The sequence below is a fragment of the Oceanirhabdus seepicola genome, assembly GCF_023684385.1.
Lineage (GTDB): Bacteria > Bacillota > Clostridia > Clostridiales > Clostridiaceae > Oceanirhabdus > Oceanirhabdus seepicola.
Genome location: NZ_JAGSOJ010000002.1, coordinates 29,355 through 54,973, shown reverse-complemented (window position 1 = coordinate 54,973; position 25,619 = coordinate 29,355). Strand labels below are relative to the sequence as shown.

Annotated in this window: 33 protein-coding genes and 1 other annotated feature; all 33 genes read right to left on the bottom strand. The window is 35.2% G+C overall.

Annotated elements, in window-relative coordinates:
* Positions 1 to 3: 3 nt before the first annotated feature.
* Positions 4 to 1,278: a preprotein translocase subunit SecY gene (gene secY / locus KDK92_RS07920; protein WP_250858692.1), complete on the bottom strand. Its 1,275-nt coding sequence runs from the start codon at positions 1,276 to 1,278 to the stop codon at positions 4 to 6.
* 1 nt (position 1,279) lies between these two features.
* Positions 1,280 to 1,720, bottom strand: a complete 441-nt coding sequence (gene rplO, locus KDK92_RS07915; protein WP_250858691.1) for a 50S ribosomal protein L15 — start codon at positions 1,718 to 1,720, stop codon at positions 1,280 to 1,282.
* 20 nt (positions 1,721 to 1,740) lie between these two features.
* On the bottom strand, positions 1,741 to 1,920 hold the full coding sequence (rpmD, locus tag KDK92_RS07910) for a 50S ribosomal protein L30 (RefSeq protein ID WP_250858690.1): 180 nt from the start codon (positions 1,918 to 1,920) through the stop codon (positions 1,741 to 1,743).
* An 11-nt stretch (positions 1,921 to 1,931) separates the two neighbouring features.
* Positions 1,932 to 2,435, bottom strand: coding sequence for a 30S ribosomal protein S5 (gene rpsE, locus KDK92_RS07905; RefSeq protein WP_250858689.1), 504 nt, complete (start codon positions 2,433 to 2,435; stop codon positions 1,932 to 1,934).
* 17 nt (positions 2,436 to 2,452) lie between these two features.
* Positions 2,453 to 2,815, bottom strand: coding sequence for a 50S ribosomal protein L18 (rplR, locus tag KDK92_RS07900; RefSeq protein WP_250858688.1), 363 nt, complete (start codon positions 2,813 to 2,815; stop codon positions 2,453 to 2,455).
* Positions 2,816 to 2,840: 25 nt separating this feature from the next.
* Positions 2,841 to 3,380, bottom strand: a complete 540-nt coding sequence (rplF, locus tag KDK92_RS07895; RefSeq protein WP_250858687.1) for a 50S ribosomal protein L6 — start codon at positions 3,378 to 3,380, stop codon at positions 2,841 to 2,843.
* A gap of 23 nt (positions 3,381 to 3,403) precedes the next feature.
* Complete coding sequence (gene rpsH, locus KDK92_RS07890; RefSeq protein WP_250858686.1) at positions 3,404 to 3,802, bottom strand: 30S ribosomal protein S8; 399 nt, start codon at positions 3,800 to 3,802, stop codon at positions 3,404 to 3,406.
* Between the two features lie 31 nt (positions 3,803 to 3,833).
* Positions 3,834 to 4,019, bottom strand: a complete 186-nt coding sequence (locus tag KDK92_RS07885) for a type Z 30S ribosomal protein S14 (protein WP_250858685.1) — start codon at positions 4,017 to 4,019, stop codon at positions 3,834 to 3,836.
* A gap of 12 nt (positions 4,020 to 4,031) precedes the next feature.
* On the bottom strand, positions 4,032 to 4,577 hold the full coding sequence (gene rplE / locus KDK92_RS07880; RefSeq protein ID WP_250858684.1) for a 50S ribosomal protein L5: 546 nt from the start codon (positions 4,575 to 4,577) through the stop codon (positions 4,032 to 4,034).
* Between the two features lie 28 nt (positions 4,578 to 4,605).
* On the bottom strand, positions 4,606 to 4,920 hold the full coding sequence (gene rplX / locus KDK92_RS07875; protein ID WP_250858683.1) for a 50S ribosomal protein L24: 315 nt from the start codon (positions 4,918 to 4,920) through the stop codon (positions 4,606 to 4,608).
* Between the two features lie 16 nt (positions 4,921 to 4,936).
* The gene (gene rplN / locus KDK92_RS07870; RefSeq protein ID WP_250858682.1) at positions 4,937 to 5,311 is read right to left on the bottom strand and encodes a 50S ribosomal protein L14; all 375 of its coding nucleotides are present in this window, start codon (positions 5,309 to 5,311) and stop codon (positions 4,937 to 4,939) included.
* 33 nt (positions 5,312 to 5,344) lie between these two features.
* Positions 5,345 to 5,602 (bottom strand): 30S ribosomal protein S17, encoded by a 258-nt coding sequence (gene rpsQ, locus KDK92_RS07865; RefSeq protein WP_476739432.1) that lies wholly within the window; start codon positions 5,600 to 5,602, stop codon positions 5,345 to 5,347.
* A gap of 21 nt (positions 5,603 to 5,623) precedes the next feature.
* A complete protein-coding gene (gene rpmC / locus KDK92_RS07860; RefSeq protein ID WP_250858680.1) occupies positions 5,624 to 5,836 on the bottom strand; it encodes a 50S ribosomal protein L29 in 213 nt (70 codons plus the stop codon).
* On the bottom strand, positions 5,836 to 6,270 hold the full coding sequence (gene rplP / locus KDK92_RS07855; protein WP_250858679.1) for a 50S ribosomal protein L16: 435 nt from the start codon (positions 6,268 to 6,270) through the stop codon (positions 5,836 to 5,838). Before rplP ends, rpmC begins: the two co-directional genes overlap by 1 nt.
* Before the next feature lie 43 nt (positions 6,271 to 6,313).
* Positions 6,314 to 6,982, bottom strand: a complete 669-nt coding sequence (gene rpsC / locus KDK92_RS07850) for a 30S ribosomal protein S3 (protein ID WP_250858678.1) — start codon at positions 6,980 to 6,982, stop codon at positions 6,314 to 6,316.
* A gap of 16 nt (positions 6,983 to 6,998) precedes the next feature.
* A complete protein-coding gene (gene rplV, locus KDK92_RS07845) occupies positions 6,999 to 7,337 on the bottom strand; it encodes a 50S ribosomal protein L22 (protein WP_250858677.1) in 339 nt (112 codons plus the stop codon).
* Positions 7,338 to 7,357: 20 nt separating this feature from the next.
* On the bottom strand, positions 7,358 to 7,639 hold the full coding sequence (rpsS, locus tag KDK92_RS07840) for a 30S ribosomal protein S19 (protein WP_250858676.1): 282 nt from the start codon (positions 7,637 to 7,639) through the stop codon (positions 7,358 to 7,360).
* Positions 7,640 to 7,699: 60 nt separating this feature from the next.
* A complete protein-coding gene (rplB, locus tag KDK92_RS07835; RefSeq protein WP_250858675.1) occupies positions 7,700 to 8,527 on the bottom strand; it encodes a 50S ribosomal protein L2 in 828 nt (275 codons plus the stop codon).
* Between the two features lie 52 nt (positions 8,528 to 8,579).
* Entirely contained in the window at positions 8,580 to 8,879 is a 300-nt protein-coding gene (rplW, locus tag KDK92_RS07830) for a 50S ribosomal protein L23 (protein WP_250858674.1), read from the bottom strand.
* A complete protein-coding gene (gene rplD, locus KDK92_RS07825) occupies positions 8,879 to 9,499 on the bottom strand; it encodes a 50S ribosomal protein L4 (RefSeq protein ID WP_250858673.1) in 621 nt (206 codons plus the stop codon). Before rplD ends, rplW begins: the two co-directional genes overlap by 1 nt.
* Before the next feature lie 29 nt (positions 9,500 to 9,528).
* On the bottom strand, positions 9,529 to 10,158 hold the full coding sequence (gene rplC, locus KDK92_RS07820; RefSeq protein ID WP_250858672.1) for a 50S ribosomal protein L3: 630 nt from the start codon (positions 10,156 to 10,158) through the stop codon (positions 9,529 to 9,531).
* Between the two features lie 62 nt (positions 10,159 to 10,220).
* Entirely contained in the window at positions 10,221 to 10,529 is a 309-nt protein-coding gene (gene rpsJ, locus KDK92_RS07815) for a 30S ribosomal protein S10 (RefSeq protein ID WP_250858671.1), read from the bottom strand.
* Positions 10,530 to 10,896: 367 nt separating this feature from the next.
* On the bottom strand, positions 10,897 to 12,078 hold the full coding sequence (tuf, locus tag KDK92_RS07810) for an elongation factor Tu (RefSeq protein WP_250858657.1): 1,182 nt from the start codon (positions 12,076 to 12,078) through the stop codon (positions 10,897 to 10,899).
* A gap of 83 nt (positions 12,079 to 12,161) precedes the next feature.
* Complete coding sequence (gene fusA, locus KDK92_RS07805; RefSeq protein WP_250858670.1) at positions 12,162 to 14,228, bottom strand: elongation factor G; 2,067 nt, start codon at positions 14,226 to 14,228, stop codon at positions 12,162 to 12,164.
* Positions 14,229 to 14,320: 92 nt separating this feature from the next.
* Entirely contained in the window at positions 14,321 to 14,791 is a 471-nt protein-coding gene (gene rpsG / locus KDK92_RS07800) for a 30S ribosomal protein S7 (protein ID WP_250858669.1), read from the bottom strand.
* Positions 14,792 to 15,006: 215 nt separating this feature from the next.
* Entirely contained in the window at positions 15,007 to 15,381 is a 375-nt protein-coding gene (gene rpsL / locus KDK92_RS07795; RefSeq protein WP_250858668.1) for a 30S ribosomal protein S12, read from the bottom strand.
* A gap of 51 nt (positions 15,382 to 15,432) precedes the next feature.
* The gene (locus KDK92_RS07790; protein WP_250858667.1) at positions 15,433 to 15,678 is read right to left on the bottom strand and encodes a ribosomal L7Ae/L30e/S12e/Gadd45 family protein; all 246 of its coding nucleotides are present in this window, start codon (positions 15,676 to 15,678) and stop codon (positions 15,433 to 15,435) included.
* An 85-nt stretch (positions 15,679 to 15,763) separates the two neighbouring features.
* The gene (gene rpoC, locus KDK92_RS07785) at positions 15,764 to 19,315 is read right to left on the bottom strand and encodes a DNA-directed RNA polymerase subunit beta' (RefSeq protein WP_250858666.1); all 3,552 of its coding nucleotides are present in this window, start codon (positions 19,313 to 19,315) and stop codon (positions 15,764 to 15,766) included.
* A gap of 21 nt (positions 19,316 to 19,336) precedes the next feature.
* The gene (gene rpoB, locus KDK92_RS07780) at positions 19,337 to 23,047 is read right to left on the bottom strand and encodes a DNA-directed RNA polymerase subunit beta (RefSeq protein ID WP_250858665.1); all 3,711 of its coding nucleotides are present in this window, start codon (positions 23,045 to 23,047) and stop codon (positions 19,337 to 19,339) included.
* A gap of 242 nt (positions 23,048 to 23,289) precedes the next feature.
* Entirely contained in the window at positions 23,290 to 23,649 is a 360-nt protein-coding gene (rplL, locus tag KDK92_RS07775; protein ID WP_250858664.1) for a 50S ribosomal protein L7/L12, read from the bottom strand.
* A gap of 57 nt (positions 23,650 to 23,706) precedes the next feature.
* A complete protein-coding gene (rplJ, locus tag KDK92_RS07770) occupies positions 23,707 to 24,201 on the bottom strand; it encodes a 50S ribosomal protein L10 (RefSeq protein ID WP_250858663.1) in 495 nt (164 codons plus the stop codon).
* A 23-nt stretch (positions 24,202 to 24,224) separates the two neighbouring features.
* Positions 24,225 to 24,363, bottom strand: a sequence feature (ribosomal protein L10 leader region).
* A gap of 58 nt (positions 24,364 to 24,421) precedes the next feature.
* A complete protein-coding gene (gene rplA / locus KDK92_RS07765) occupies positions 24,422 to 25,117 on the bottom strand; it encodes a 50S ribosomal protein L1 (RefSeq protein WP_250858662.1) in 696 nt (231 codons plus the stop codon).
* 60 nt (positions 25,118 to 25,177) lie between these two features.
* Complete coding sequence (gene rplK, locus KDK92_RS07760) at positions 25,178 to 25,603, bottom strand: 50S ribosomal protein L11 (protein ID WP_250858661.1); 426 nt, start codon at positions 25,601 to 25,603, stop codon at positions 25,178 to 25,180.
* Positions 25,604 to 25,619: the final 16 nt, after the last annotated feature.

Here is a 25,619-nt window from a genome sequence, read left to right as displayed (position 1 = left end):
ATATTATTTTAAGAAACCTCTATAATGGCGCATTACTAATTGAGATTCTAATAGCTTCATAGTTTCTAGTGCCACTCCTGTCATAATTAACAGTGATGTTCCACCAAATCTAGCAGCTTCTAATCCAGGAACCATTGCTACAATTACAGGGAATATTGCTATAACACCCGCAAAACATCCACCTATAATTGATATTCTTCCAATAACAGTCTCCAAGTATTTCCTAGTAGGTTCTCCTGGTCTTATTCCTGGAATAAATCCTGATGATTTATGCATGTTTTCAGCCATTTCGTCTGGTTTCAACTGTAATTCAGTATAGAACCAACAGAAGAAAATAACTAATAAAAACATAATTATAGGATATAGTATACTATTTGTATTGAATATACTATATGGGCTTTCTTTAATAAATTTTGCGAAACTACTATCTGCCGCAAATAAAGATGCTATAGTTGGTAAAAAGCTCATAACAGACATAGCAAAAATTATTGATATTACAGCTGAACCATTAACGTTTACTGGAATATGACTGCTTTGTCCTCTTGTCACTTTATTTCCAACTGCTTTACCTGCATATTGAACTGGAATTCTTCTTTCAGCCATATTTGTTATTACAACACAAAGTAGCAATCCAAGTAGAATAGCTAAATATAAAGTAATAACAACAGGATCTGCTTCTTTAGAAGCATATAATCCTATAGTTTGTTGTGGTAATCTTGAAATAATATTTGCAAAGATAATCAATGAAACACCATTTCCTAAACCATATGCTGTGATTTGCTCACCAAGCCAAACTAAAATCACTGAACCAGTTACAAGTGCAACAACAATAGTGAAATATGTCCAAAAACTTGTATCTTTTATAACTCCATAATTACTTATTAATCCAATTACTCCAATTGACATAACGATTGCAAAGAATATTGAAGCATATTTTGTATATTTTTGAATTTTCTTTCTTCCTTCTGCACCCTCTTTTTGCATATTTTCAAGGGATGGAATCGCAACAGTTAATAAACTAAATATAATTGATGCATTGATGTATGGTGTTACAGACAATGCAATTATACTCATTTGTGAAAATGCTCCACCTGAGAAAAGATTATAGAATGACATTAATCCCCCAGTTTCACTAATTTGTTTAGCTAGAGCTGTTGCATCAACTCCAGGAACCGTTATATGGGCTATCAATCTTACTATAACGACCATCATTATAGTAAATAAAATTCTTTTTCTCAGTTCAGGAACTTTCCAGGCATTACGTAGGGTAGATAACACGTTATATCACCTCAGCTTTTCCTCCAGCTGCTTCAATTTTTTCTATTGCAGCCTTTGAGAATTTCATAGCTTTTATAGTTAACTTTTTTTCTAAATTTCCATTTGATAACACTTTTATTCCATCATTAAGTTTTCTAACTATTCTTTTCTCTAAAAGTAATTCTGGTGTAACTTCTGTACCATCTTCAAACACGTTTAGTCTATCAATGCTTACAGTAGAATACTTCTTAGCAAAGATGTTATTAAAACCTCTTTTAGGAAGTCTTCTATATAATGGCATTTGACCACCTTCAAAACCAAGTCTTACTCCACCGCCTGATCTTGAATTTTGTCCATCCTGACCTCTACCAGCTGTTTTACCCCAGCCAGTACCAGTACCTCTACCAATTCTTTTAGAAGATCTTTTAGAACCTTCTGCTGGTCTTAACTCGTTCAGTTTCATTTCGTTGCACCTCCTCTTGATTATGCTTCCTCAACTTCTAGGAGATAAGTTACTTTGTTAACCATTCCTCTGATTTGAGGTGTATCATTATGCACTACAGTACTACCAACTTTTCTTAACCCTAAAGCTTCTACTGTAGCTTTGTGACTCTTCATTCTACCGATTGTACTCTTTTTTAAAGTTATTTTTAACTTAGACAAAGGAATCCCTCCTATCCTAAGATCTCTTCAACAGTCTTGCCTCTTAATTTAGCAACCTGTTCTACAGTTCTTAAATTTGATAAACCTTCAATTGTAGCTTTAACCATATTGTTAGGATTGTTTGATCCTAATGATTTAGCTCTAACATTGTGTAATCCAGCTAACTCAAGTACTGATCTTACTGGACCACCTGCGATAACTCCTGTTCCTTCTTCAGCTGGCATAATTAAAACATTAGCTGATCCGTATACACCATTTGTTCTGTGAGGTACAGTACCATCTACCATAGCAACTCTTACAAGTTTTTTCTTCGCATCTTCGATACCTTTTCTTATTGCATCTGGAATCTCAACAGCCTTACCTGTACCAACTCCAACATGACCGTTCTCATCACCAACAACAACTAAAGCAGTAAATCTAAAATTTCTTCCACCTTTAACAACCTTAGTAACTCTGTTGATGCCAACAACTTTCTCTTTTAATTCTAAATTTGTTGAATCAATTCTCTTTTCCACGGCTCACCCTCCTTTACCTAGAATTTAAGTCCAACTTCTCTAGCACCTTCAGCAAGTTCTTGAATTCTTCCGTGGTAAATGAATCCGCCTCTATCAAATACTACGTTATCAATTCCTTTTTCAAGGGCTCTTTTAGCAACTAGCTCTCCAACTTGTCTAGCAGCTTCTTTATTACTTCCTGCTTTCAACTCAAGCTCATTGTCTAAGCTTGAAGCCGATACTAATGTATTTCCAACTGAATCATCTATAATTTGTGCGTATATATTCTTCTCACTTCTGAAAACGCTTAATCTTGGTCTTTCAGTAGTACCACTGATTTTTTTACGCAATCTTTTATGACGTCTGATTCTAGCATCATTTTTGCTCATCTTCTTAGCCATGTAGCATTGACTCCTTTCTACTTATTTATTTACCAGTTTTACCTTCTTTACGTCTGATGTATTCACCTTCGTATTTGATTCCCTTACCTTTATAAGGCTCTGGTACTCTCCATTTTCTGATATCAGCAGCAGCTGAACCAACTTTCTCTTTATCTATACCTTCAACGATAACCTTTGTTGTACCTTCTGTTTTGAAAGTTACACCTTCAACAGCAGTAATTTCTACTGGATGAGAATAACCTAAGTTCATAACTAAGTTACCACCCTTAACTTCTGCTCTGTAACCAACACCAACTAGTTCAAGAACCTTCTTGAACCCTTCAGTTACTCCAATTACCATATTATTAATTATAGCTCTTAAAGTACCTTGTAGTGCTCTGTGTAATTTATTTTCACTTGGTTTGTTAACCACAACTGAATTATCTTCTACTGTAATAATCATCTCTTTGTGAAATTGTTTACTAAGTTCTCCCTTTGGCCCTTTAACAGTTACAAGATTTTGATCTGTCACTGCTACAGTTACACCAGCAGGGATTTCTATTGGAAGTTTACCAATTCTTGACATTTCTACACCTCCTCTATGTTAAACTACCAGATGTAGCAGATTACTTCTCCACCTACGTTTACTTTTCTAGCATCTCTATCAACTAAAAGTCCTTTTGGTGTTGAAATAATTGCAGTTCCTAGTCCATTTAATACTTTTGGTATTTCATCTTTACCTGTATATACTCTTAAACCTGGCTTAGATATTCTCTTTAACCCTGTTATAACTCTCTCTTTTCTCTCACCATATTTCATAGTAATTCTTAGCATTGGCATTGTGCCGTCATTGTATTCTTCACATTTTTTAATGTAACCTTCGTTAAGCATTATTTCAAGAATACCCTTCTTAATTTTTGATGCTGGTACATCAACAACCTCATGACCTACTGTATTAGCATTTCTAATACGCGTAAGTAAATCTGCGATAGGATCTGTCATTACCATTTAATTTGCCTCCTTTCACCAAATATCTCTATTACCAACTAGCTTTCTTACATCCTGGAATTTGACCTGCGTAAGCAAGTTCTCTAAAACAAATACGACAAATTCCATATTTTCTTAATACTGAATGTGGTCTACCACATCTTCTACATCTTGTATACGCTCTAGTAGAATGCTTTGGATCTTTTTTCCACTTTACGATCATTGCTTTACGTGCCATAATCTTCCCTCCTTACTGCTGAGCAAAAGGCATACCTAATAACTTTAATAATTCTTTTGCCTCTTCGTCAGTTTTTGCAGTTGTTACGAAAATAACATCCATACCTCTAATTTTATCAATCTTATCGTATTCGATTTCAGGGAACATTAATTGCTCTTTAATACCTACTGCATAGTTTCCTCTTCCATCGAAAGACTTTGCAGAAACTCCTCTGAAGTCTCTTTCTCTAGGAAGAGCAATATTGATGAACTTATCAGCAAATTCATACATTCTTACTTTTCTTAAAGTAACTTTACTTCCAATATTCATACCTTCTCTTACTTTGAAGTTCGCAACTGATTTTCTTGATTTAGTAACTACAGGCTTTTGTCCTGCGATTAATTGTAAATCAGTTACTGCACTTTCAATAACTTTTGAGTTTTCCTTAGCTTCTCCTAGACCCATATTAAGAACGATCTTTTCAAGCTTTGGTACCTGCATTATATTCTTATATCCGAATTTTTCCATCAAAGCTGGAACAACTTCTTTTTGGTACTTCTCCTGAAGTCTTGGTATCATAATCCTTACCTCCTTCCCAAGTAATCTATTATAAAGTTTCACTACATTTTTTGCATATTCTTACTTTTGAACCATCTTCAAGAATCTTCTTAGAAATTCTTGTTGCTTTCTTGCACTTATCGCAGTAAAGCATTACTTTTGAGCTATAAATCGGTGCTTCCATTTGAACCATTCCGCCTTGCATGTTTTGTCTGCTTGGTTTTTGGTGTTTAGTAACGATATTAACATCTTTAACTAAAACTTTTCCCGTTTTAGGCTGTACTGAAATTACTTCTCCGATTTTACCTTTATCTTTACCAGAAACAACAATTACCTTATCATTTCTTCTAACATGTACTTTCATTCTAGCCACCTCCTAACTATAGAACTTCTGGTGCTAATGATAAAATTTTACTGAAATCTTTATCTTGATCTCTCAACTCTCTTGCTACAGTTCCAAAGATACGAGTACCTTTTGGCATAAAATCATCTTTGATTATTACAGCAGCATTATCATCAAACTTAATATAAGAACCATCTTTTCTTCTTACACCTTTTACAGATCTAACGATAACAGCTTTAACTACTTCACCTTTTTTTACAACGCCACCTGGTGTTGCTTTCTTAACACTTGCAACTATTACATCTCCAATATTTCCATATCTCTTCTTTGATCCACCTAATACTCTGATGCACATAATCTCTTTTGCTCCTGAGTTATCTGCAATTCTAAGTCTAGTTTGCTGTTGTACCATTTAAGAACCTCCTTTCAACTTTAAGGAAATCAACTATTTAGCTTTTTCAACTATTTGAACCAATCTCCATCTCTTATCCTTGGATAATGGTCTTGTTTCCATTATTTGAACTATATCATTAACTTTACATTCGTTGTTTTCATCATGAGCTTTGAACTTAGTAGTTCTATTAACAGTCTTACCGTATAATGGATGACGTTTTTTTGTTTCAATCGCAACTACGATTGTTTTATCCATTTTATCAGAAACAACTTTACCTACTCTAGTCTTTCTGTTTCCTCTAACCACTATTTAAACCTCCCTTCGTTGCTACTATTGTTGCAACGCCTTTAACTCAGCTTCTCTAATTACTGTTTTAATCTGAGCTATCGACTTCTTAACTTGTTTGATTCTCATTGGATTTTCTAATTGTCCAGTAGCTAACTGGAATCTTAAATTGAATAGCTCTCCTTTTAAATCTCTAACCTTTAATGATAACTCTTCTGGGCTGCTATTTCTTAATTCTTGTAACTCTCTTTGTTTCATTATTCTTCACCACCCATTTCCTCGAAATCTGCTCTTCTGACGAATTTACATTTTACTGGAAGCTTATGTGATGCTAATCTCATAGCCTCTCTAGCTAATTCCTCACTTACGCCTGCGATTTCGAATAAAACTCTACCTGGCTTAACAACTGCTACCCAATACTCTGGAGAACCTTTACCAGAACCCATACGAGTTTCTGCTGGTTTTTGAGTTACAGGCTTATCTGGGAAAATTTTGATCCAAACTTTTCCCCCTCTTTTAACATGTCTATTGATTGCAATTCTGGCTGCTTCTATCTGATTACTTTTAATCCATCCGCATTCAGTAGCTTGTAATCCGAACTCTCCATAAGCAATGAAGTTTCCTCTTGTAGCTTTACCTTTCATTCTTCCACGTTGTACTTTACGACGCTTGACTCTTTTAGGCATTAACATTTTGCTTTTCCTCCTTCCTTAGCAATCCGCTCTATTTTACAAATTAAGCTCTTTTTTTCTCGCTTTTAACTACTGGAAGAACCTCACCTTTATATATCCAAACTTTTACACCAATCTTACCGTAGACTGTATCTGCTTCAGCAAATCCATAATCAATATCTGCTCTTAAAGTTTGTAGTGGAATTGTTCCTTCGTTATATTGTTCAGTTCTAGCAATTTCCGCTCCGCCTAATCTACCAGCACAAGCAGTCTTTATACCTTTTACGCCTGATTTCATTGCTCTTTGAATACATTGCTTCATAGCTCTTCTGAATGAAATTCTCTTTTCTAACTGAAGTGCTATATTCTCAGCAACTAATTGAGCATCTTTCTCAGATTGCTTAACTTCTACAATATTTATTAGTAAGTTTTTGTTACTATTTTTTAAGATATTCTTCTTGATTTCTGTTTTTAGAGCTTCAATTCCAGATCCGCCTCTACCTATTACCATACCTGGCTTAGCTGTATATATGTTAAGCTTAACTTTTTTAGCAGCTCTCTCAATTTCAATTTTAGAAATTCCTGCATTTTTATGTTTATTCTTGATGTATTTTCTTAACTCAACATCTTCCATTAGGTAATCTGCGAAATTTTTCTTATCAGCATACCATTTAGCGTCCCAGTCTTTGATAACACCAACTCTTAAACCATGAGGATTGACTTTTTGACCCACTCTTTTTCCCTCCTTTTTAGTTTCTTTCTCTTACTACCAAAGTAATATGACTTGTTCTCTTAAGGATTCTATAACCTCTACCCTGAGCACGTGGTCTGAATCTCTTTAGTGTTGGTCCCTGACCTACATATGCTTCAGCAACAAATAATCTATTTACATCTAATTCGTGGTTATTCTCCGCATTAGCAACAGCTGATTTCAAAACTTTATTAATCTCAACAGCAGCTTTTCTTGGAGTATATTCTAAAATTGCAGCTGCTTCATTTACATTTTTACCTCTAATTAAATCTAAAACGATACTTGCTTTAGGTGAGGAAACTCTTACGTATTTAGCAGTAGCTTTAACTCCGTTCATGTTATTCCCTCCTTTCTGGATTATCTAGCTTTTGACTTTTTCTCTTTCTTGATATGTCCTTTGTAAGTTCTTGTTGGAGCAAACTCCCCAAGTTTATGTCCTACCATATCTTCTAAAACGTATACTGGCACATGCTTTCTACCATCATGAACAGCTATAGTATGACCAACCATTTGAGGGAAAATAGTCGAACTTCTGGACCAAGTTTTAACAACTTTTTTCTCACCAGCTTTATTCATTTCTAATATTCTATTTATTAATCTTTCTTGAACGAAAGGGCCTTTTTTAATAGATCTTCCCATTAGATATCCTCCTTTCTCTTACTTTAGAATAAGTGAAGAGAATGTTTCAATTCTCTTCTTCTATTTTCTCTTCTTAACAATGTACTTATCAGAAGCTTTTTTATTTTTTCTAGTTTTGTAACCAAGTGTTGGTTTACCCCAAGGAGTAACTGGTCCTGGTCTTCCGATTGGAGATTTACCTTCTCCTCCACCATGTGGGTGATCGCAAGGGTTCATTACAGATCCTCTAACGTGTGGTCTTATACCCATGTGTCTCTTTCTACCCGCTTTACCGATTTTTACGATATTGCTAGTAGGGTTAGAAACTGTTCCAATAGTAGCTTTACACTCGATTCTAACTTTTCTTACTTCGCCAGATGGTAATCTTAATGAAGCATAATTCCCTTCTCTAGCCATTAATTGAGCAGATGTTCCAGCAGATCTTACAATTTGAGCACCTTTTCCAGCTTTCATTTCAATGTTGTGAATTACTGTACCAACTGGAATGTCTTTTAATTGTAATGCATTTCCTGGTTTGATATCTGCTTCTGGTCCAGATAATAATTCTGTACCAACAGTGATTCCTTGAGGAGCGATGATATATCTCTTCTCACCATCAGCATATACTAATAACGCAATATACGCTGTTCTGTTTGGATCATATTCGATACTAGCAACTTTTGCTGGAATACCATCCTTATTTCTTTTAAAATCGATAATTCTATACTTTCTTTTAGCTCCGCCACCACGATGACGAACTGTTATTCTACCATTAGCATTTCTACCACCATTTTTCTTTAACGCAACAAGAAGTGACTTTTCTGGCTTATCAGTCGTAATTTCCTGGAATGTAGCCATTGTCATATTTCTTCTTGAAGGAGTAGTAGGCTTAAAACTTTTAACTGCCATATCTATTTCCCTCCCTATCAGCTTCTCTGGTTCCCACCAATATAGGCTTATTTTATTGCATCATACCTTCGAAGAATTCGATGCCCTTACTATTTTCTGAAAGCTTCACTATAGCTTTCTTATAATCCGCTCTCTTACCGAAGTGAACGCCTTGTCTCTTTGGTTTACCGTTGTATCTTATTGTTTTAACTTCTTCAACTTCAACACCAAACACTTCTTCAACAGCTCTCTTTATTAGAGATTTGTTAGCTTTGATATCAACAATGAAGGTGTATTGTCTGTCTGCCATAGCAGTCATACTTTTTTCAGTGACAACTGGTCTTCTAATTATATCATAACTTGTCATCTTCATTATGCATACACCTCCTCTATCTTAGCTACAGCATCTTTAGTAATCATGAAGTTTTCATACTTAAGAATGTCATACACATTGATATTATTTACAGGAATCACTTGAACTCCTGGAATGTTTCTAGCTGATTTGTATGCATTTTCGTTACCTTCAGTAACAACAATTAAAGTTTTCTTTGATTCAAAGGCATTAATTGTCATAACCATTTCTTTTGTCTTAGGAGCTTCTAAATTTAAACTATCTAAAACAATTAAGTTATTATCAAGCACTTTTGAAGATAGAGCACTTGTAATAGCTAATCTTCTTACTTTCTTAAGAACGCTCTGTCTGTAGCTTCTTGGTTTTGGTGCAAATACAACTCCACCCTTAATCCATTGAGCTGCTCTTATCGAACCTTGTCTTGCATTACCAGTTCCTTTTTGTCTCCATGGCTTTCTTCCACCACCACGAACTTCAGATCTAGTTTTAGCACTTTGAGTTCCTTGTCTCTTGTTAGCAAGTTGTGCAACAACTACTTGATGCATAACATCCTTGTTAACCTCAACACCGAACACTTTATCTGATAATTCTATTTCTCCAACTTTTTTAGCTAATCTATCATAAACAGCTACGCTTGGCATAACACTTCCTCCTTTCTCTTAGAAGTTTTTTATCTTTTAACTGTATCTTTTATGAATAATAATCCTTTTCTTGGCCCTGGAACTCCACCTTTGATTAAGATTATATCTTGTTCTGGCATAACTTTAACCACTTCAAGATTCATAACAGTTCTCTTAACATTACCCATGTGACCAGGCATTTTTCTATTTTTAAAAGTTCTTGATGGGTCAGATGCAGCTCCCTGTGATCCAGGTGCTCTTTTGAATTTAGAACCGTGACTCTTAGGTCCGATTGAGAAATTCCATCTCTTAATTACCCCTTGGAATCCTTTACCTTTAGAAGTTCCTGTAACATCAACTTTTTCTCCAGCTTCAAAAGTGTCAACTTTAATCTCTGATCCAATTTCGTAAGTAGACATATCATCTAACTTAAACTCTTTAATGAATCTTTTAGCAGCTACTCCTGCTTTTTTGAATTGACCCATTCTTGGGCTATTTACTAATTTTTCTCTGATGTTTTCGAATCCTACTACCACTGACTCGTAACCATCTTTTTCTATTTCCTTTTTACCAATCACTACTGATGGTTCACACTTAACAACCGTTACTGGAACAACACTTCCATTTTCATCGAAAATTTGTGTCATACCAATTTTTCTTCCTAATATAGCCTTTTTCATGCTATAACACCTCCTATTTTTATTAGCGGATCACACTTTTGCAATCATAACATCTAGATAGATTATAGCTTTATCTCGATATCCACACCCGCTGGTAAATCTATTCTCATTAGAGAATCAACTGTCTTCTGAGATGGGCTGATGATATCAATAAGTCTCTTATGAGTTCTTATTTCAAACTGCTCTCTAGAATCCTTATACTTATGTGTTGCTCTTAAGATAGTAACTATTTCTTTTTCTGTTGGTAGAGGTACTGGACCTGCTACATCAGCTCCTGTGTTTTTAGCAGTTTGAACTATTTTTTCAGCAGAAGTATCTAGTAGACTATGATCAAAAGCTTTTAATCTGATTCTGATTTTTTGAGTTGCCATCGTACATTTCCCTCCTTTACTTGACATTTACATTTGAATTTTACTTCTGTAAACTGTTCCACGTGTTGCATGATTTAAAACATATAATATATGTTATTTTAACGCCTTCTTAACCAAGGCTTATCACCTATAATTAGCTTAAATTCGATAATTTTAAGCATTCGTAACAAACTTCCGACTTAACAACTTCTATAGTATACTATACATTAAATCCTTTTACAAGAGTTTTCTACTCATTTTTTAAAATTTAAACTACATTATTATTGGTAATTTTTTTTGAACATTCTACATGATATTCACTTTTACAGAAAACCATGAGAGTAGGAATCATCCTATCCCTCATGATTTATCAATATAAAGTTAAATATTACTCTACGATGCTAGTAACAACACCAGAACCTACTGTTCTTCCACCTTCTCTGATTGCGAATCTTAATCCCTCTTCCATAGCGATTGGAGTGATTAACTCAACATTCATGTCAATGTGGTCTCCTGGCATTACCATTTCCATTCCTTCTGGAAGGTTAGCTGTACCAGTTACATCTGTAGTTCTGAAGTAGAACTGTGGTCTATATCCATTAAAGAATGGAGTATGTCTTCCACCCTCTTCTTTTTTAAGTATATATACTTGACCTACAAACTTCATGTGTGGGCTTACTGTACCAGGCTTACATAATACTTGCCCTCTTTGTACTTCTGCTCTTTGAACACCTCTTAATAATGCTCCAATGTTGTCTCCAGCCATTGCAGAGTCAAGAATCTTTCTGAACATCTCTACTCCTGTACATACAGACTTCATTTTTTCTTCTTTAATACCAACGATTTCTAATTCGTCTCCTGTATTAAGAACTCCTCTTTCAACTCTTCCAGTAACAACTGTACCTCTTCCAGTGATTGTAAATACGTCCTCGATAGGCATTAAGAATGTCTTATCTGTATCTCTCTCTGGAGTTGGAATCCACTCATCTACTGCAGCCATAAGTTCGAAGATACATGCATCTTCACCTTTTTCGATTGCCATTAATGATGATCCACTAACTACTGGACATTCGTCTCCGTCAAATCCATATTCGCTTAGTAATTCTCTTACTTCCATTTCTACTAACTCTAATAACTCTTCGTCATCTACTTGGTCAGCTTTGTTTAAGAATACTACGATATGTTCAACACCTACTCTTGATGCAAGAAGGATATGCTCTCTTGTTTGTGGCATTGGACCATCTGCAGCAGATACTACTAAGATAGCTCCATCCATTTGTGCTGCTCCTGTAATCATGTTCTTAACATAGTCAGCGTGTCCTGGACAGTCAACGTGCGCATAGTGTCTGTTCTCTGTCTCGTACTCAACGTGTGCAGTGTTGATTGTGATTCCTCTTTCTTTTTCTTCTGGAGCTTTATCTATTTGATCATAGTTCATTACTTCTGCTCCACCAGCTTTTGCTAATGTCATTGTGATAGCTGCTGTAGTTGTAGTCTTACCGTGGTCAACGTGACCAATTGTTCCTATATTTACGTGTGGCTTACTTCTTTCAAACTTTGCTTTAGCCATTTTTTATTCCTCCTTAAAACTAACTTGTTTTATTTATAAAATTAATAATAATTTATAGTTACTATAACTATATTAAATAAGTATTACTTATTTTTACCTGATACTTCTTCTTGAATGCTCTTTGGAACCTTCTCATAAGCTGCAAACTCCATACTATAGTTTCCTCTACCTTGAGTTCTTGATCTTAATGTCGTTGAATAACCGAACATCTCTGAAAGAGGTACCATAGCTCTTACAACTTGAACTCCATTCTGTGGTTCCATTCCCTCAATTCTTCCTCTTCTTGAGTTAATGTCACCCATAACATCTCCCATGTACTCTTCTGGCATAGTTACTTCAACTCTCATAACAGGTTCAAGTAATGTTGCTCCAGCTTTAGCCATAGCATTCTTAAACGCCATAGAACCAGCAACTTTAAATGCCATTTCGTTAGAGTCAACATCATGGTAAGATCCATCATAACATCTAGCTTTGAAGTTAATTACTGGGTATCCAGCTATAATACCAGCTTGTGAAGCTTCTTGGATTCCTTTATCAACAGCAGGAACATATTCTCTTGGAATAACCCCTCCTACGATAGCATTCTCAAACTCATATTCACCTTCAGTTGGGATTAACTCTATCCAACAGTGACCGTATTGTCCACGTCCACCTGATTGTCTTACAAACTTACCTTCAGCCTTAACTTGTTGACCAATTGTCTCTTTGTAAGCAACTTGTGGAGCACCAACGTTACACTCAACCTTGAATTCTCTTAGTAATCTATCAACGATGATCTCTAAGTGAAGCTCACCCATTCCAGCGATAATTGTTTGACCTGTTTCTTGGTTAGTAAAAGTTTTAAATGTTGGATCCTCTTCAGCAAGTTTAACAAGAGATAATCCCATTTTATCCATACCAGCTTTTGTCTTAGGCTCAATCGCAACAGATATAACCGGCTCTGGGAATTCCATACTTTCAAGTATAACAGGATGATCCTCATCACATAAAGTCTCACCAGTGATAGTATTCTTTAACCCTATAATTGCACCTATATCTCCAGCTCTTAACTCTTCAACTTCTTCTCTATGGTTAGCATGCATCTTAACCAATCTACCAATTCTTTCTTTTTTACCCTTGTTACTGTTAAGAACGTAACTTCCGCTCTTTATTATACCAGAGTAAACTCTTGCAAATGTTAACCTTCCAACAAATGGGTCAGTAGCAATTTTGAATGCCAAAGTTGCCATTGGAGCGTCGTCATCTGCAGGTCTTTCAACTTCTTCATCAGTATCAGGGTTTATACCTTTTATAGCTTTGATATCTACTGGAGATGGCATGTAATCAACTACAGCATCAATCATCATTTGTACACCCTTATTCTTGTATGACGAACCACAAACTACTGGAACTATTTCATTAGCTATAACACCTTTTCTTAAAGTAGCTTTTAACTCTTCAAGAGTTATTTCTTCTCCATCAAGGTATTTCATCATTAATTCTTCATCCAGTTCAGCAACCGCCTCAATTAATGAACCTCTATATTCTTCAGCTAATTCTTGCATATCAGCTGGGATTTCAGTTTCTTCTATTTCTTTTCCTAAGTCATCTTTGTAGATCTTAGCTTTGTTAGTAACAAGATCTATGATTCCCGTTAAGTTATCCTCTTTACCTATTGGTAATTGAATAGGCACTGCATTACACTTTAATCTTTCTCTCATCATGCTTACAACTCTGAAGAAATCAGCACCTAAAATATCCATCTTGTTTACGTACGCCATTCTTGGTACGTTATATTTATTTGCCTGTCTCCATACTGTCTCAGATTGAGGTTCAACTCCACCTTTAGCACAGAATACAGAAACAGCTCCATCAAGAACTTTTAAAGATCTCTCAACTTCAACTGTAAAGTCTACGTGTCCAGGTGTATCAATTATGTTTACTGTGTGATTTTTCCAGCTAGCAGTTGTAGCCGCAGAAGTAATTGTAATACCTCTTTCTTGCTCTTGAACCATCCAGTCCATTGTAGCTTCACCTTCGTGAACCTCACCAATTTTATGTGTTCTACCAGTATAATATAGTATACGCTCAGTAGTTGTTGTTTTACCAGCATCAATGTGAGCCATAATACCAATATTACGGTATTTTTCTAATTTTACTTTTCTAGCCACTTAACTTTTCCTCCTCTCGCCGTTCATTAAAATTCGACAAAACTGCCTTGGCAAACCAAAACAGCTTTGTCTTAATAAATCTTTTTCTAATATTAGTATCTGTAATGAGCGAATGCTTTATTAGCTTCTGCCATTTTATGAGTATCTTCTCTCTTCTTAACAGCCGCACCTGTGTTATTTGATGCATCGATTAACTCATTAGCAAGTCTTTCAGTCATGAATCTTTCACTTCTTTTTCTTGAAGCAATTAAAAGCCATCTAAGACCTAAAGTCTGTCTTCTAACTGGTCTAACTTCGATTGGTACTTGATAGTTAGATCCTCCGATTCTTCTAGCCTTAACTTCTAGTAAAGGCATTATGTTTTCTAATGCTGCTTCAAAAACCTCTAATGGATCTTTTCCTGTCTTTTCAGCAATGATATCAAAAGCTCCATAACAAATCTTTTGAGCTAATCCTTTTTTACCGTCTTGCATTATTCCATTTATTAACTTAGTAACAACCTTACTGTTGTACATTGGATCTGGTAATATATCTCTTTTTGGTGCACTTCCTTTTCTTGGCACTTTACTTCCCTCCTTAAATATCTAATTTAATTCACAGGTACTCGACATCCAACTCGTTAAGTGTCAGTGATTATTACAACCACATTATCAACTTTCTAGATCATCAAATAACACGTGCTAGTACTAAAATATATAGATTTATGTGAACTGGATACTACAGCATTGCTAATTAAGATACAAATATTATTGTATTTTAAAATCTAACCTAATAAATATTATTTCTTTGGTCTTTTACTTCCATACTTAGATCTTGATTGCTTTCTTTCACTTACTCCAGCAGTATCTAACGCACCTCTAATAATCTTATATCTTACACCTGGTAAGTCCTTAGTTCTTCCACCTCTGATAAGAACAACACTGTGCTCTTGAAGGTTATGTCCTTCACCTGGAATATAAGAAGATACTTCTAACCCGTTTGTTAATCTAACTCTTGCAACTTTTCTTAATGCTGAGTTTGGTTTCTTAGGAGTAGTTGTTTTAACAACTGTACATACTCCTCTTCTTTGTGGACACGCATCAAGGGCTGGTGACGTTGATTTTAAAGGAGTAGTTTTTCTACCTTTTCTTACTAATTGATTTATAGTTGGCATTCCTGCACCTCCTCTATCTTTTTTAAAAATTTTTAATAATTTACGTTATTTTTATTGTTCTTTTAAGAACAATGCCGCTGCAGCTCCAACATCTATATCACAAATTTCACCTAATTCCGTCATAGTATCTATATATACTATTTCAACGGATAAATCTTTTGCCTTATCTATAAGAGGCTGAATAACTATTTTTTCCGCATTTTTTGCTATACACAAACATCTGCAATCTTTATTATTCATCTTTTTTAATGATTGTTTAACTCCAACAACTTTCGTATTATTCTTTAACTCAAGCATTTTAAGCTATCCCCCATTAAAATTATCCTAAAGAAATTCAGCACAAATCGTATTTTATCATTTTAAAACGACTATGTCAATATCATTAATAATTAAGCTCAAATCCATTTTCTTCAATTTCAGCTGTATCCATTGATTCTTCGACATCTGGGCTTATATTAATTTTTCTATATCTCATCATACCTGTACCAGCTGGTATAAGTTTACCAATGATAACATTCTCTTTTAAACCTATTAATGGATCAATCTTACCTTTAATTGCTGCATCAGTAAGAACTCTTGTTGTTTCTTGGAATGATGCTGCAGATAAGAAAGAGTCAGTAGCTAAAGATGCTTTTGTAATACCCAATAAAGCGTTAGAGTAAACAACTAACTCTCCACCATCATTTGCGATTTTCTCATTTTGATTATTAACATCTAAAATGTCAACTTTTTGGCCTGGTAAGAATTCACTATCACCAGCTTCTTCTATCAACACTTTTCTTGTCATTTGTCTTACAACAACTTCAAGGTGCTTATCATTGATATCAACCCCTTGTAGTCTATAAACCTTTTGAACTTCTGAAAGAAGATACGCCTTAACCCCTTCAACACCTTTAATTCTTAAAATATCATGTGGGTTAACTGAACCTTGTGTAATATTATCTCCAGCTTCAATTTTATCCCCATCAGCAACTACAATTCTAGCTCCAAATGGAATATCATATTTGAACTCTTCGCCTTCCTCTGTTACTACAATAACGATTCTCTTCTTTTTCGTCTCTTCATTTCTTACACTTCCGCTAACTTCTGAAACTATAGCTAACCCTTTAGGCTTTCTTGCTTCAAATAATTCCTCTACCCTTGGAAGACCCTGAGTGATATCTCCACCAGCGATTCCTCCTGTATGGAACGTTCTCATTGTAAGCTGCGTTCCTGGCTCACCGATTGATTGAGCAGCAATAATACCAACAGCTTCACCAATATCAATTTGGGTACCTGTAGCCATGTTCATACCGTAGCACTTTGAACATACTCCGTGTCTACTTTTACATGTAAATACAGATCTTATTTCAACTTTTTCTATTCCAGCATCTACAACTTTTTGTGCTAACTCTCCATCCATATATACATCGTTTTCTACTAAAACTTCACCTGTTTCTGGATGTATAATCTTAGTTGCAGTGTATCTACCAGTTAATCTCTCATGAAGCGTTTCAATAACTTCTGATCCTTCTGCTATTTGGGCAACCTCATAACCTTCTACAGCTCCACAATCCACTTCTCTAATAATAACATCTTGGCTTACATCAACCAATCTTCTTGTTAAGTATCCTGAATCGGCAGTTTTTAAAGCTGTATCGGCATTACCTTTTCTCGCACCGTGAGTTGATAGGAAATACTCAAGTACGTCAAGTCCCTCTTTAAATGACGATTTAATAGGCAACTCGATGATTTTACCTGATGGACTAGCCATAAGTCCTCTCATACCAGCTAATTGCTTAATCTGACTCTTAGAACCCCTGGCACCAGAGTCAGCCATCATGTAGATAGGATTAAACTTATCAAAACTATCCATAAGTGCATTCGCAACATCTTCAGTAGTTTCAGTCCATTTTTCGATTACTCTCTCATATCTCTCTTCTGCAGATATGAATCCTCTTCTATACATCTTTTCAATTTTTTCTACTGTCTTTTCAGCATCATCAATTAAATCTTTCTTAGCTTCTGGAACTATCATATCAGAAGCAGCAATAGTTATTGCTCCTATTGTAGAATAATGATATCCAGTAGCTTTAATGTTATCTAACATTATTGATGTCTTAGTAGGTCCATATTTAACAAAACACTTATCTATTATCTTTCCTAGATTTTTTTTACTTACTAGGAAGTCTATTTCTAACTTCAGCTCGTTACCTGGTATACTTCTATCTACAAGACCAAGTGTTTGAGGTACAGCTTCATTAAATATTAATTTACCTGTAGTAGTTTCTATTATACCTTCATGCATTTTCCCATTTACTTCAGCTCTCATTAATACATTAATTTTAGCATGTATATCAATATCTTTTTTCTGATATGCCATAATTACTTCATCCGGTGATGAAAAATACCTTCCTTCACCCTTTGCACCATCTTTATCGATAGTTAAGTAATATACTCCTAAAACCATATCCTGAGTTGGTACAGCAACAGGCTTTCCATCAGAAGGTTTTAAAATATTATGAGCTGCTAACATTAAGAATCTCGCTTCTGCTTGAGCTTCTACTGATAACGGAACATGAACAGCCATTTGGTCTCCATCGAAGTCCGCATTATATGCAGTACATACTAGAGGATGCAGCTTGATAGCTTTTCCTTCAACCAATATAGGCTGGAACGCTTGAATTCCAAGTCTGTGTAGAGTAGGCGCACGGTTAAGTAATACAGGATGATCACGTATAACTACTTCTAACGCACCCCAAACTTGTGGTTGCATTCTTTCTACCATTCTTTTTGCACTTTTAATATTATGTGCTATATTCTTATCTACTAATTCCTTCATTACGAATGGTTTAAATAATTCTAAAGCCATTCCTTTTGGAAGTCCACATTGGTACATTTTCAATTCAGGACCAACAACTATAACAGAACGTCCAGAATAGTCAACACGTTTTCCTAGAAGATTTTGTCTAAATCTACCTTGCTTACCTTTAAGCATTTCAGATAATGATTTTAAAGGTCTGTTTCCTGGTCCTGTAACCGGTCTACCCCTTCTACCATTATCGATAAGTGCGTCAACAGCTTCTTGAAGCATTCTCTTTTCATTTCTAACTATTATATCCGGTGCCCCTAATGATAATAGTTTTTTAAGTCTGTTATTTCTATTAATAACTCTTCTGTATAAGTCATTCAAGTCAGATGTAGCAAATCTTCCTCCATCCAGTTGCACCATAGGTCTTAAATCTGGTGGTATAACTGGGATAACATCAATAATCATCCAATCTGGTCTATTTACTGATTTTCTGAATGATTCAACAACATCTAATCTTCTAACTGTTCTAATCTTTTTCTGACCAGTACTAGTCTTTAAGCCTTCTTTTAATTCTGCACTTAATGATTCTAAATCAATTTCTTCTAAAAGTCTTTTTACTGATTCAGCTCCCATTCCTGCTTCAAAGCTTCCATAACCATACTTATCAATAGCTTCTCTATACTCTTTTTCATTTAACAATTGTTTCTTTATTAGAGGAGTTTCTTTTGGGTCGATTACAATATAAGAAGCAAAATATAAAACCTTCTCTAACGATCTTGGTGACATATCAAGAATCAATCCCATTCTTGACGGTATACCTTTAAAGTACCAAATATGAGATACAGGAGCAGCAAGTTCAATATGCCCCATTCTCTCACGTCTCACTTTAGATTTGGTAACCTCAACACCACATCTATCACAAACAATTCCCTTATATCTAACTCTTTTATATTTACCACAGTGACATTCCCAATCTTTCTGTGGTCCAAAAATCTTCTCACAAAACAATCCATCTTTCTCTGGTTTTAATGTTCTGTAATTTATTGTTTCCGGCTTTTTCACTTCACCTCTAGACCAGTCTCTTATCTGCTCTGGTGAAGCTAACCCTACTTGTATTGCATCAAAGTTATTAAGTTCAAACAAGGGTTTATCCTCCCTTCACTATTAGTGTTCATCAGTAACATCGTTTAAATCTAATTCAATACTACTTAAAGATACGTCATCTAATTCTAATTCAGTGAATTCTTCTGCATCTGGTTCTATTTCTTCTATCACGCTATTAGCCTCAATTTCGCTTTTATCTGTTTCTACAGGCACAGAATCTTCATTACCTTCTATATATACTCCAAGCTCTTCGCCATCTTCTTCAATAGATTCTTTTAGTATTATTTCAGCATTGTCCCCACCAAGCACTTTAACATCAATACATAATGCCTGGAATTCTTTAATAAGAACTTTGAAAGACTCTGGAACTCCTGGTTCTGGAATATTTTCACCTTTAACTATTGCCTCATAAGTTTTAACCCTTCCAACAACATCGTCGGATTTAACAGTTAAAATTTCTTGTAGAGTGTAAGCTGCTCCATATGCTTCTAAAGCCCATACCTCCATCTCACCAAATCTCTGACCACCAAATTGAGCTTTACCACCCAATGGTTGTTGAGTTACTAAAGAATATGGTCCTGTAGATCTTGCGTGCATCTTATCGTCAACCAAGTGGTGTAACTTCAAGATATACATGATACCAACTGTTACTCTATTTTCAAACGGCTCTCCAGTTCTACCATCATAAAGAACTGTTTTACCATCTCCATCATATCCTGCTTTCTCTAGACACGCTTTTATATCAGACTCAACTGCACCGTCAAATACTGGAGTAGCTATATGCCACCCTAACTTGCTAGCAGCCCAACCTAAATGCACTTCTAATACCTGACCGATATTCATACGAGAAGGAACCCCTAGAGGATTTAAACATAGCTGTACTGGTCTACCATCCGGTAAGAACGGCATATCTTCAACTGGTAGGATTCTAGATATAACACCCTTATTACCATGTCTTCCAGCCATTTTATCTCCTACTGATATCTTTCTCTTATGTGCTATATATGCTCTTACTAATTTGTTTACTCCTGGTGATAACTCATCTCCATTTTCTCTAGTAAACACCTTAACATCAACAATTATACCATTTTCTCCATGCGGAGCTCTTAATGAAGTATCTCTAACTTCTCTAGCTTTTTCACCAAAGATAGCTCTTAACAATCTTTCTTCAGCAGTCAGTTCAGTCTCACCCTTAGGCGTAACTTTACCCACTAGTATATCGCCAGATCTAACTTCAGCACCTATTCTGATTATTCCGCTTTCATCAAGATCCTTAAGGGCATCTTCTCCAACATTCGGTATATCTCTTGTTATTTCTTCAGGTCCTAACTTAGTATCTCTTGCCTCACATTCATATTCTTCAATATGAAGAGATGTGAACACATCCTCTCTAACTAATTCCTCAGATACTAGCATAGCATCCTCATAGTTATAACCTTCCCAAGTTACGAATCCAATTCTGATATTCTTACCAAGTGCGATTTCTCCAAGATCAGTAGATGGACCATCAGCTAAAACATCTCCTGCTTTAACTTTCTCTCCTTTTTCAACTAAAGGCCTCTGATTAATGCATGTTCCTTGGTTTGAACGCTTAAATTTCAATAGATTATAAGTATCTACTATACCTAATTCATCTCTTCTAATTTTAATTTCATTAGCACTAACATACTCGACAACACCGTCATACTTAGATTTAGGTAACACCCCTGAATCTGCAGCAGCTCTGTGCTCTATACCAGTTCCAACATATGGAGATGCCGCTTTTAATAACGGAACCGCCTGACGTTGCATGTTTGATCCCATCAGCGCACGGGATGCGTCATCATTTTCTAAGAAAGGAATCATAGATGTTGCAACTGATACGATCTGTCTTGGAGATATATCCATTAGATCTACTTGTGTTGCTGGAACAATAATAGCTTCCTCTTTATCTCTTACAGTAACTTTATCATCGATAAATTTACCATTTTCATCAATAGGTTCGTGAGCCTGTGCAATCAAGTGCCCATCTTCTTCATTCGCTGTAAAATATCTTATTTCATCAGTAGCCACACCATCTTTTATTACTCTATATGGCGTTTCCATAAATCCATATTCATTAACCTTTGCATACGCCGCCAAAGAGTTAATTAATCCAATGTTCGGTCCCTCTGGTGTTTCAATAGGACACATTCTACCATAGTGAGAGTGGTGAACGTCTCTTACCTCAAATCCAGCTCTTTCTCTCGAAAGACCTCCTGGCCCCAGTGCAGATAATCTTCTCTTATGAGTTAATTCCGAAAGAGGATTAGTTTGATCCATGAACTGAGATAATTGAGAACTTCCAAAGAATTCCTTTATAGCTGCAGTAACTGGTCTTATATTTATTAGACCTTGTGGTGTAATACCTTCCTGCTCTTGAATAGTCATTCTTTCTTTAATAACTCTTTCCATTCTTGAAAGACCAATTCTAAATTGATTTTGCAACAATTCTCCCACTGATCTTAATCTTCTATTTCCTAAGTGGTCAATGTCATCAGAATAACCGATACCATATACTAAACCAATTTGATAACTAATAGTAGCTAACATATCATCTTTTACAATGTGCTTAGGAACTAACTTATTTTTATTCTTCTTGATCTCAACTTTTAATACTTCTTCATTTTCGCAATTATCCATAATATCTTTTAATGTTGGATAATGTACCAATTCTCTAATACCCAATTCTGTAGCGTCAAAATCAACAAAGTGATTTATATCAACAAAGTGATTTCCAATAATTCTTATGATTTTATCTTCTACAAGAACATCAACTGAATTCATACCAGAATTTCCGATTTCTTGAGCTCTTTCTCTTGAAATCTTTGCACCTTCTTCAACAATTATTTCTCCCGTTTCTGGATTCACAATGTTTTCAGCTGCTATTTGGTTTATTAGTCTGTTACTTATGCTAAGTTTCTTATTAAACTTATATCTCCCTACTTTTGATAAATCATATCTTTTAGCATCAAAGAATAGTGAATTTATAAGACTTTTAGCACTTTCAACAGTAGGAGGCTCGCCTGGTCTTAACCTCTTATATATTTCTAAAAGACCTTCTTCTTCTGTCTTTGTATTGTCTTTTTCTATAGACGCAGTTAATCTCTCTTCTTCTCCGAAAAATTGAGTTAACTGTAAGTCACTTCCGTACCCCATAGCTCTTGCTAATACAGTTATAGGAAGTTTTCTTGTCTTGTCGATTCTTACATAAATAATGTCATTAGAGTCCGTTTCGTACTCCAACCAAGCTCCCCTATTAGGAATTATCGTTGAAGAATATAGTTTTTTACCTGTCTTATCAACATTATAACTATAATATACTCCCGGTGATCTAACAAGTTGACTTACGATTACTCTTTCAGCTCCATTAATTACGAATGTACCTTGTTCTGTCATTATTGGGAAATCTCCCATAAATACCTCTTGTTCCTTAATTTCGCCAGTTTCATTGTTAGTTAATCTAACTTTTACTTTTAGAGGCGCTGCAAAAGTAGAGTCTCTATCTTTGCACTCTTCAACGTCATACTTCGTGTTGTCATAATCTAAATTGTAATCAACAAATTCTAACACTAAATTACCTGTATAGTTCTGTATAGTATTTATGTCGTCAAAAACCTCTTTAAGACCAGCATCTAGAAACCAGTTGTATGAGTTCAACTGTACCTCTATAAGGTTTGGCATAGTTGTAACCTCTTGAACTTTTGAGAAGCTCATTCTGGTCCTTTTACCAACTTGGATAGGATGTACCATAACTTTCACTCCTTGCTTAAGTAAAATAGCAGCACTAATTGCATTAACATCTTATTATTATACCCTAGTTTTTATCCAAAATACCCTTTATTACACAAAAAACTAATATTTTATAATATAATAACATTAAATTTCAACAAATCAATGCAATTATCTATATTATCATATTTCTTTTTCATTGTCAACATGTATTAAGTAAAAAAAAGGGCACTTAAATTAAGTGCCCTTCTAGTCGGCTATTATTATTTTAATTCAATAACTGCTCCAACTTCTTCTAACTTAGCTTTCATTTCTTCAGCAGCATCTTTAGCTAAAGCTTCTTTGATTGTCTTAGGAGCTCCATCTACGATTTCTTTAGCTTCTTTTAATCCTAAACCAGTAACTTCTCTTACTGCTTTGATTACTTTGATTTTGCTTGATCCAGCAGAAGCAAGAACTACGTCAAACTCAGTTTTTTCAGCAGCTCCACCTGCAGCAGCTCCAGCAGCAGCAGCTGGCGCAGCAGCGCTTACTCCAAACTCCTCTTCACATGCTTTAACTAACTCGTTTAATTCCATAACTGACATTTCTTTTATAGCTTCAATAATTTGTTCTCTTGTCATTTTTAGTGCACCTCCATATATTTTTACCGTACAATTTTTTTATTAATATTTAACTGATTAAGCTTCGTTTTTCTCAGCGATAGCTTTAACTAAATATGCAAACTTTGATATTGGTGATTGTAAACTTCCAAGTAACTTTCCAAGTAATACCTCTTTTGGTGGTATTGATGCGAACTCTGTGATTTTTTCTAAATCATAAACTTCACCTTGAACTAAACCTGCTTTTAATTCTAGTGCTTTATGTTCTTTCACGAAAGCACTGATTACTCTACCTGGTGCAGTAGGATCTTCATATCCTAATGCTATAGAAACAGGTCCTTCTAAATGCTCATCAAGACCTTCAATTCCTAACTCTTTAAGAGCTAATTTTACTAAAGTGTTTTTGAATACTTTATATTCAACTCCAGCTTCTCTGAATTGCTTTCTTAATTGAGTGTCTTCTTCAACAGTAAGACCTTGGTAATTAGTTAAGATTACTGTTTGAGCTTTTTCAAGCGTAGCTCTGATTTCTTCAACCTTAGCTTCTTTAATCATTCTATTTTTACCTGCCACTGTATACACCTCCCTGCAATTTATTTTATATTTAAAAAAGTCTCTCCATAGACATGAAGAGACCAAATATCTTAATTAATTAAGTATCAATGGAATCCTCGGCAGGCGACATAGCTTACGTTTTTCAACACCTACTGTCTAGGGAATATTTTTTAATTTTCCTTAACAACATTAACTATAATACTACAGTTAATCTTATTTGTCAACAATAATTTCGAAATTAATCTAATATCTTTGTTGGGTTAATTTTAATTCCAGGTCCCATTGTGCTAGCAACGCTAACAGACTTAACGTATTGACCTTTTGCTGCTGCTGGTTTAGCTTTAACTAATGCTCCCATTAACGTTTGGAAGTTTTCTGAAAGCTTCTCACCATCAAAAGATTTCTTTCCAATTGGTACGTGAACGATAGAAGTCTTATCAACTCTATATTCAACCTTACCAGCTTTTATATCATTAATAGCTTTTTCAACATCAAAAGTTACTGTTCCTGATTTAGGGTTCGGCATTAAACCTTTAGGTCCTAATACTCTACCTATTCTACCAACAACACCCATCATATCTGGTGTTGCAACAGCAACATCAAATCCAAACCAACCTTGCTGAATTTTAGCTACTAATTCATCTGATCCAACAAAATCTGCTCCTGCTGCTTCAGCTTCTTTAGCTTTTTCACCTTTAGCAAAAACTAAAACTCTAACAGTTTTACCTGTTCCGTGTGGAAGTACAACAGCACCTCTTACTTGTTGATCTGCGTGTCTTGGATCTACCCCAAGTTTAACATGAAGCTCAATAGTTTCATCAAACTTAGCCTTCGCTGTTTTTTGAACTAATTCAATAGCTTCTGCTGGTGTGTATAGTGTGTTTCTATCAACTATTTTAGCACTCTCTACGTAATTCTTACCTTTTTTAGCCATTATTCTATCCTCCTTCGTGGTATTAACGGTTACAACCTCCCACTTTATTGGGCATTATACCTATTCTACTACTTCAACACCCATACTTCTTGCTGTACCTTCGATCATGCTCATAGCAGTCTCTATTGAAGCAGCATTCAAGTCTGGCATTTTAATCTCAGCTATTTCTTTAATTTGCGCTTTAGTTATCTTACCAACTTTATTTTTGTTTGGCTCTCCTGATCCACTTTCTAAACCAATAGCTTTCTTGATTAGAATTGGAGCTGGTGGAGTCTTAGTGATAAACGTGAATGATCTGTCCTGATAAACTGTTATAACAACTGGAATAATCATTCCTGCTTGATCTGCAGTTTTTGCGTTAAACTCCTTAGTGAAAGCCATAATATTAACACCGTGTTGACCTAATGCTGGCCCTACTGGTGGTGCTGGTGTAGCTTTCCCTGCTGGTAATTGAAGTTTAATATAGCCTGTAATTTTTTTAGCCATGTGTTACACCTCCTGA

Coding starts and splice junctions, on each gene's coding strand:
- rplV (WP_250858677.1), bottom strand. CDS start 7,337: ATGAACGGAGTTAAAGCTACTGCTAAATACGTAAGAGTTTCCTCACCT.
- KDK92_RS07790 (WP_250858667.1), bottom strand. CDS start 15,678: ATGCTTGAGTTAAAGAATAATACGAAAGTTGTTGGAGTTAAACAATCA.
- rpsL (WP_250858668.1), bottom strand. CDS start 15,381: ATGCCAACTATAAATCAATTAGTAAGAAAAGGTAGAAAAACTACTCCT.
- rplL (WP_250858664.1), bottom strand. CDS start 23,649: ATGACAAGAGAACAAATTATTGAAGCTATAAAAGAAATGTCAGTTATG.
- rpsS (WP_250858676.1), bottom strand. CDS start 7,639: ATGGGAAGATCTATTAAAAAAGGCCCTTTCGTTCAAGAAAGATTAATA.
- tuf (WP_250858657.1), bottom strand. CDS start 12,078: ATGGCTAAAGCAAAGTTTGAAAGAAGTAAGCCACACGTAAATATAGGA.
- rplC (WP_250858672.1), bottom strand. CDS start 10,158: ATGAAAAAGGCTATATTAGGAAGAAAAATTGGTATGACACAAATTTTC.
- rplW (WP_250858674.1), bottom strand. CDS start 8,879: ATGAAGATGACAAGTTATGATATAATTAGAAGACCAGTTGTCACTGAA.
- rplP (WP_250858679.1), bottom strand. CDS start 6,270: ATGTTAATGCCTAAAAGAGTCAAGCGTCGTAAAGTACAACGTGGAAGA.
- rplB (WP_250858675.1), bottom strand. CDS start 8,527: ATGGCAGTTAAAAGTTTTAAGCCTACTACTCCTTCAAGAAGAAATATG.
- rplX (WP_250858683.1), bottom strand. CDS start 4,920: ATGAAAGTACATGTTAGAAGAAATGATAAGGTAATTGTTGTTTCTGGT.
- rplN (WP_250858682.1), bottom strand. CDS start 5,311: ATGGTACAACAGCAAACTAGACTTAGAATTGCAGATAACTCAGGAGCA.
- rplD (WP_250858673.1), bottom strand. CDS start 9,499: ATGCCAAGCGTAGCTGTTTATGATAGATTAGCTAAAAAAGTTGGAGAA.
- rplR (WP_250858688.1), bottom strand. CDS start 2,815: ATGGCTAAGAAGATGAGCAAAAATGATGCTAGAATCAGACGTCATAAA.
- rpmC (WP_250858680.1), bottom strand. CDS start 5,836: ATGAAACAAAGAGAGTTACAAGAATTAAGAAATAGCAGCCCAGAAGAG.
- rplA (WP_250858662.1), bottom strand. CDS start 25,117: ATGGCTAAAAAAGGTAAGAATTACGTAGAGAGTGCTAAAATAGTTGAT.
- rplK (WP_250858661.1), bottom strand. CDS start 25,603: ATGGCTAAAAAAATTACAGGCTATATTAAACTTCAATTACCAGCAGGG.
- rpsJ (WP_250858671.1), bottom strand. CDS start 10,529: ATGGCAACTCAAAAAATCAGAATCAGATTAAAAGCTTTTGATCATAGT.
- rplE (WP_250858684.1), bottom strand. CDS start 4,577: ATGATACCAAGACTTCAGGAGAAGTACCAAAAAGAAGTTGTTCCAGCT.
- rpoB (WP_250858665.1), bottom strand. CDS start 23,047: ATGGTACATCCTATCCAAGTTGGTAAAAGGACCAGAATGAGCTTCTCA.
- rplF (WP_250858687.1), bottom strand. CDS start 3,380: ATGTCAAGAATTGGTAAACTTCCAATAGAAATCCCTGCTGGTGTAACT.
- rpsH (WP_250858686.1), bottom strand. CDS start 3,802: ATGGTAATGACAGATCCTATCGCAGATTTACTTACGCGTATTAGAAAT.
- KDK92_RS07885 (WP_250858685.1), bottom strand. CDS start 4,019: ATGGCACGTAAAGCAATGATCGTAAAGTGGAAAAAAGATCCAAAGCAT.
- rplO (WP_250858691.1), bottom strand. CDS start 1,720: ATGAAACTGAACGAGTTAAGACCAGCAGAAGGTTCTAAAAGATCTTCT.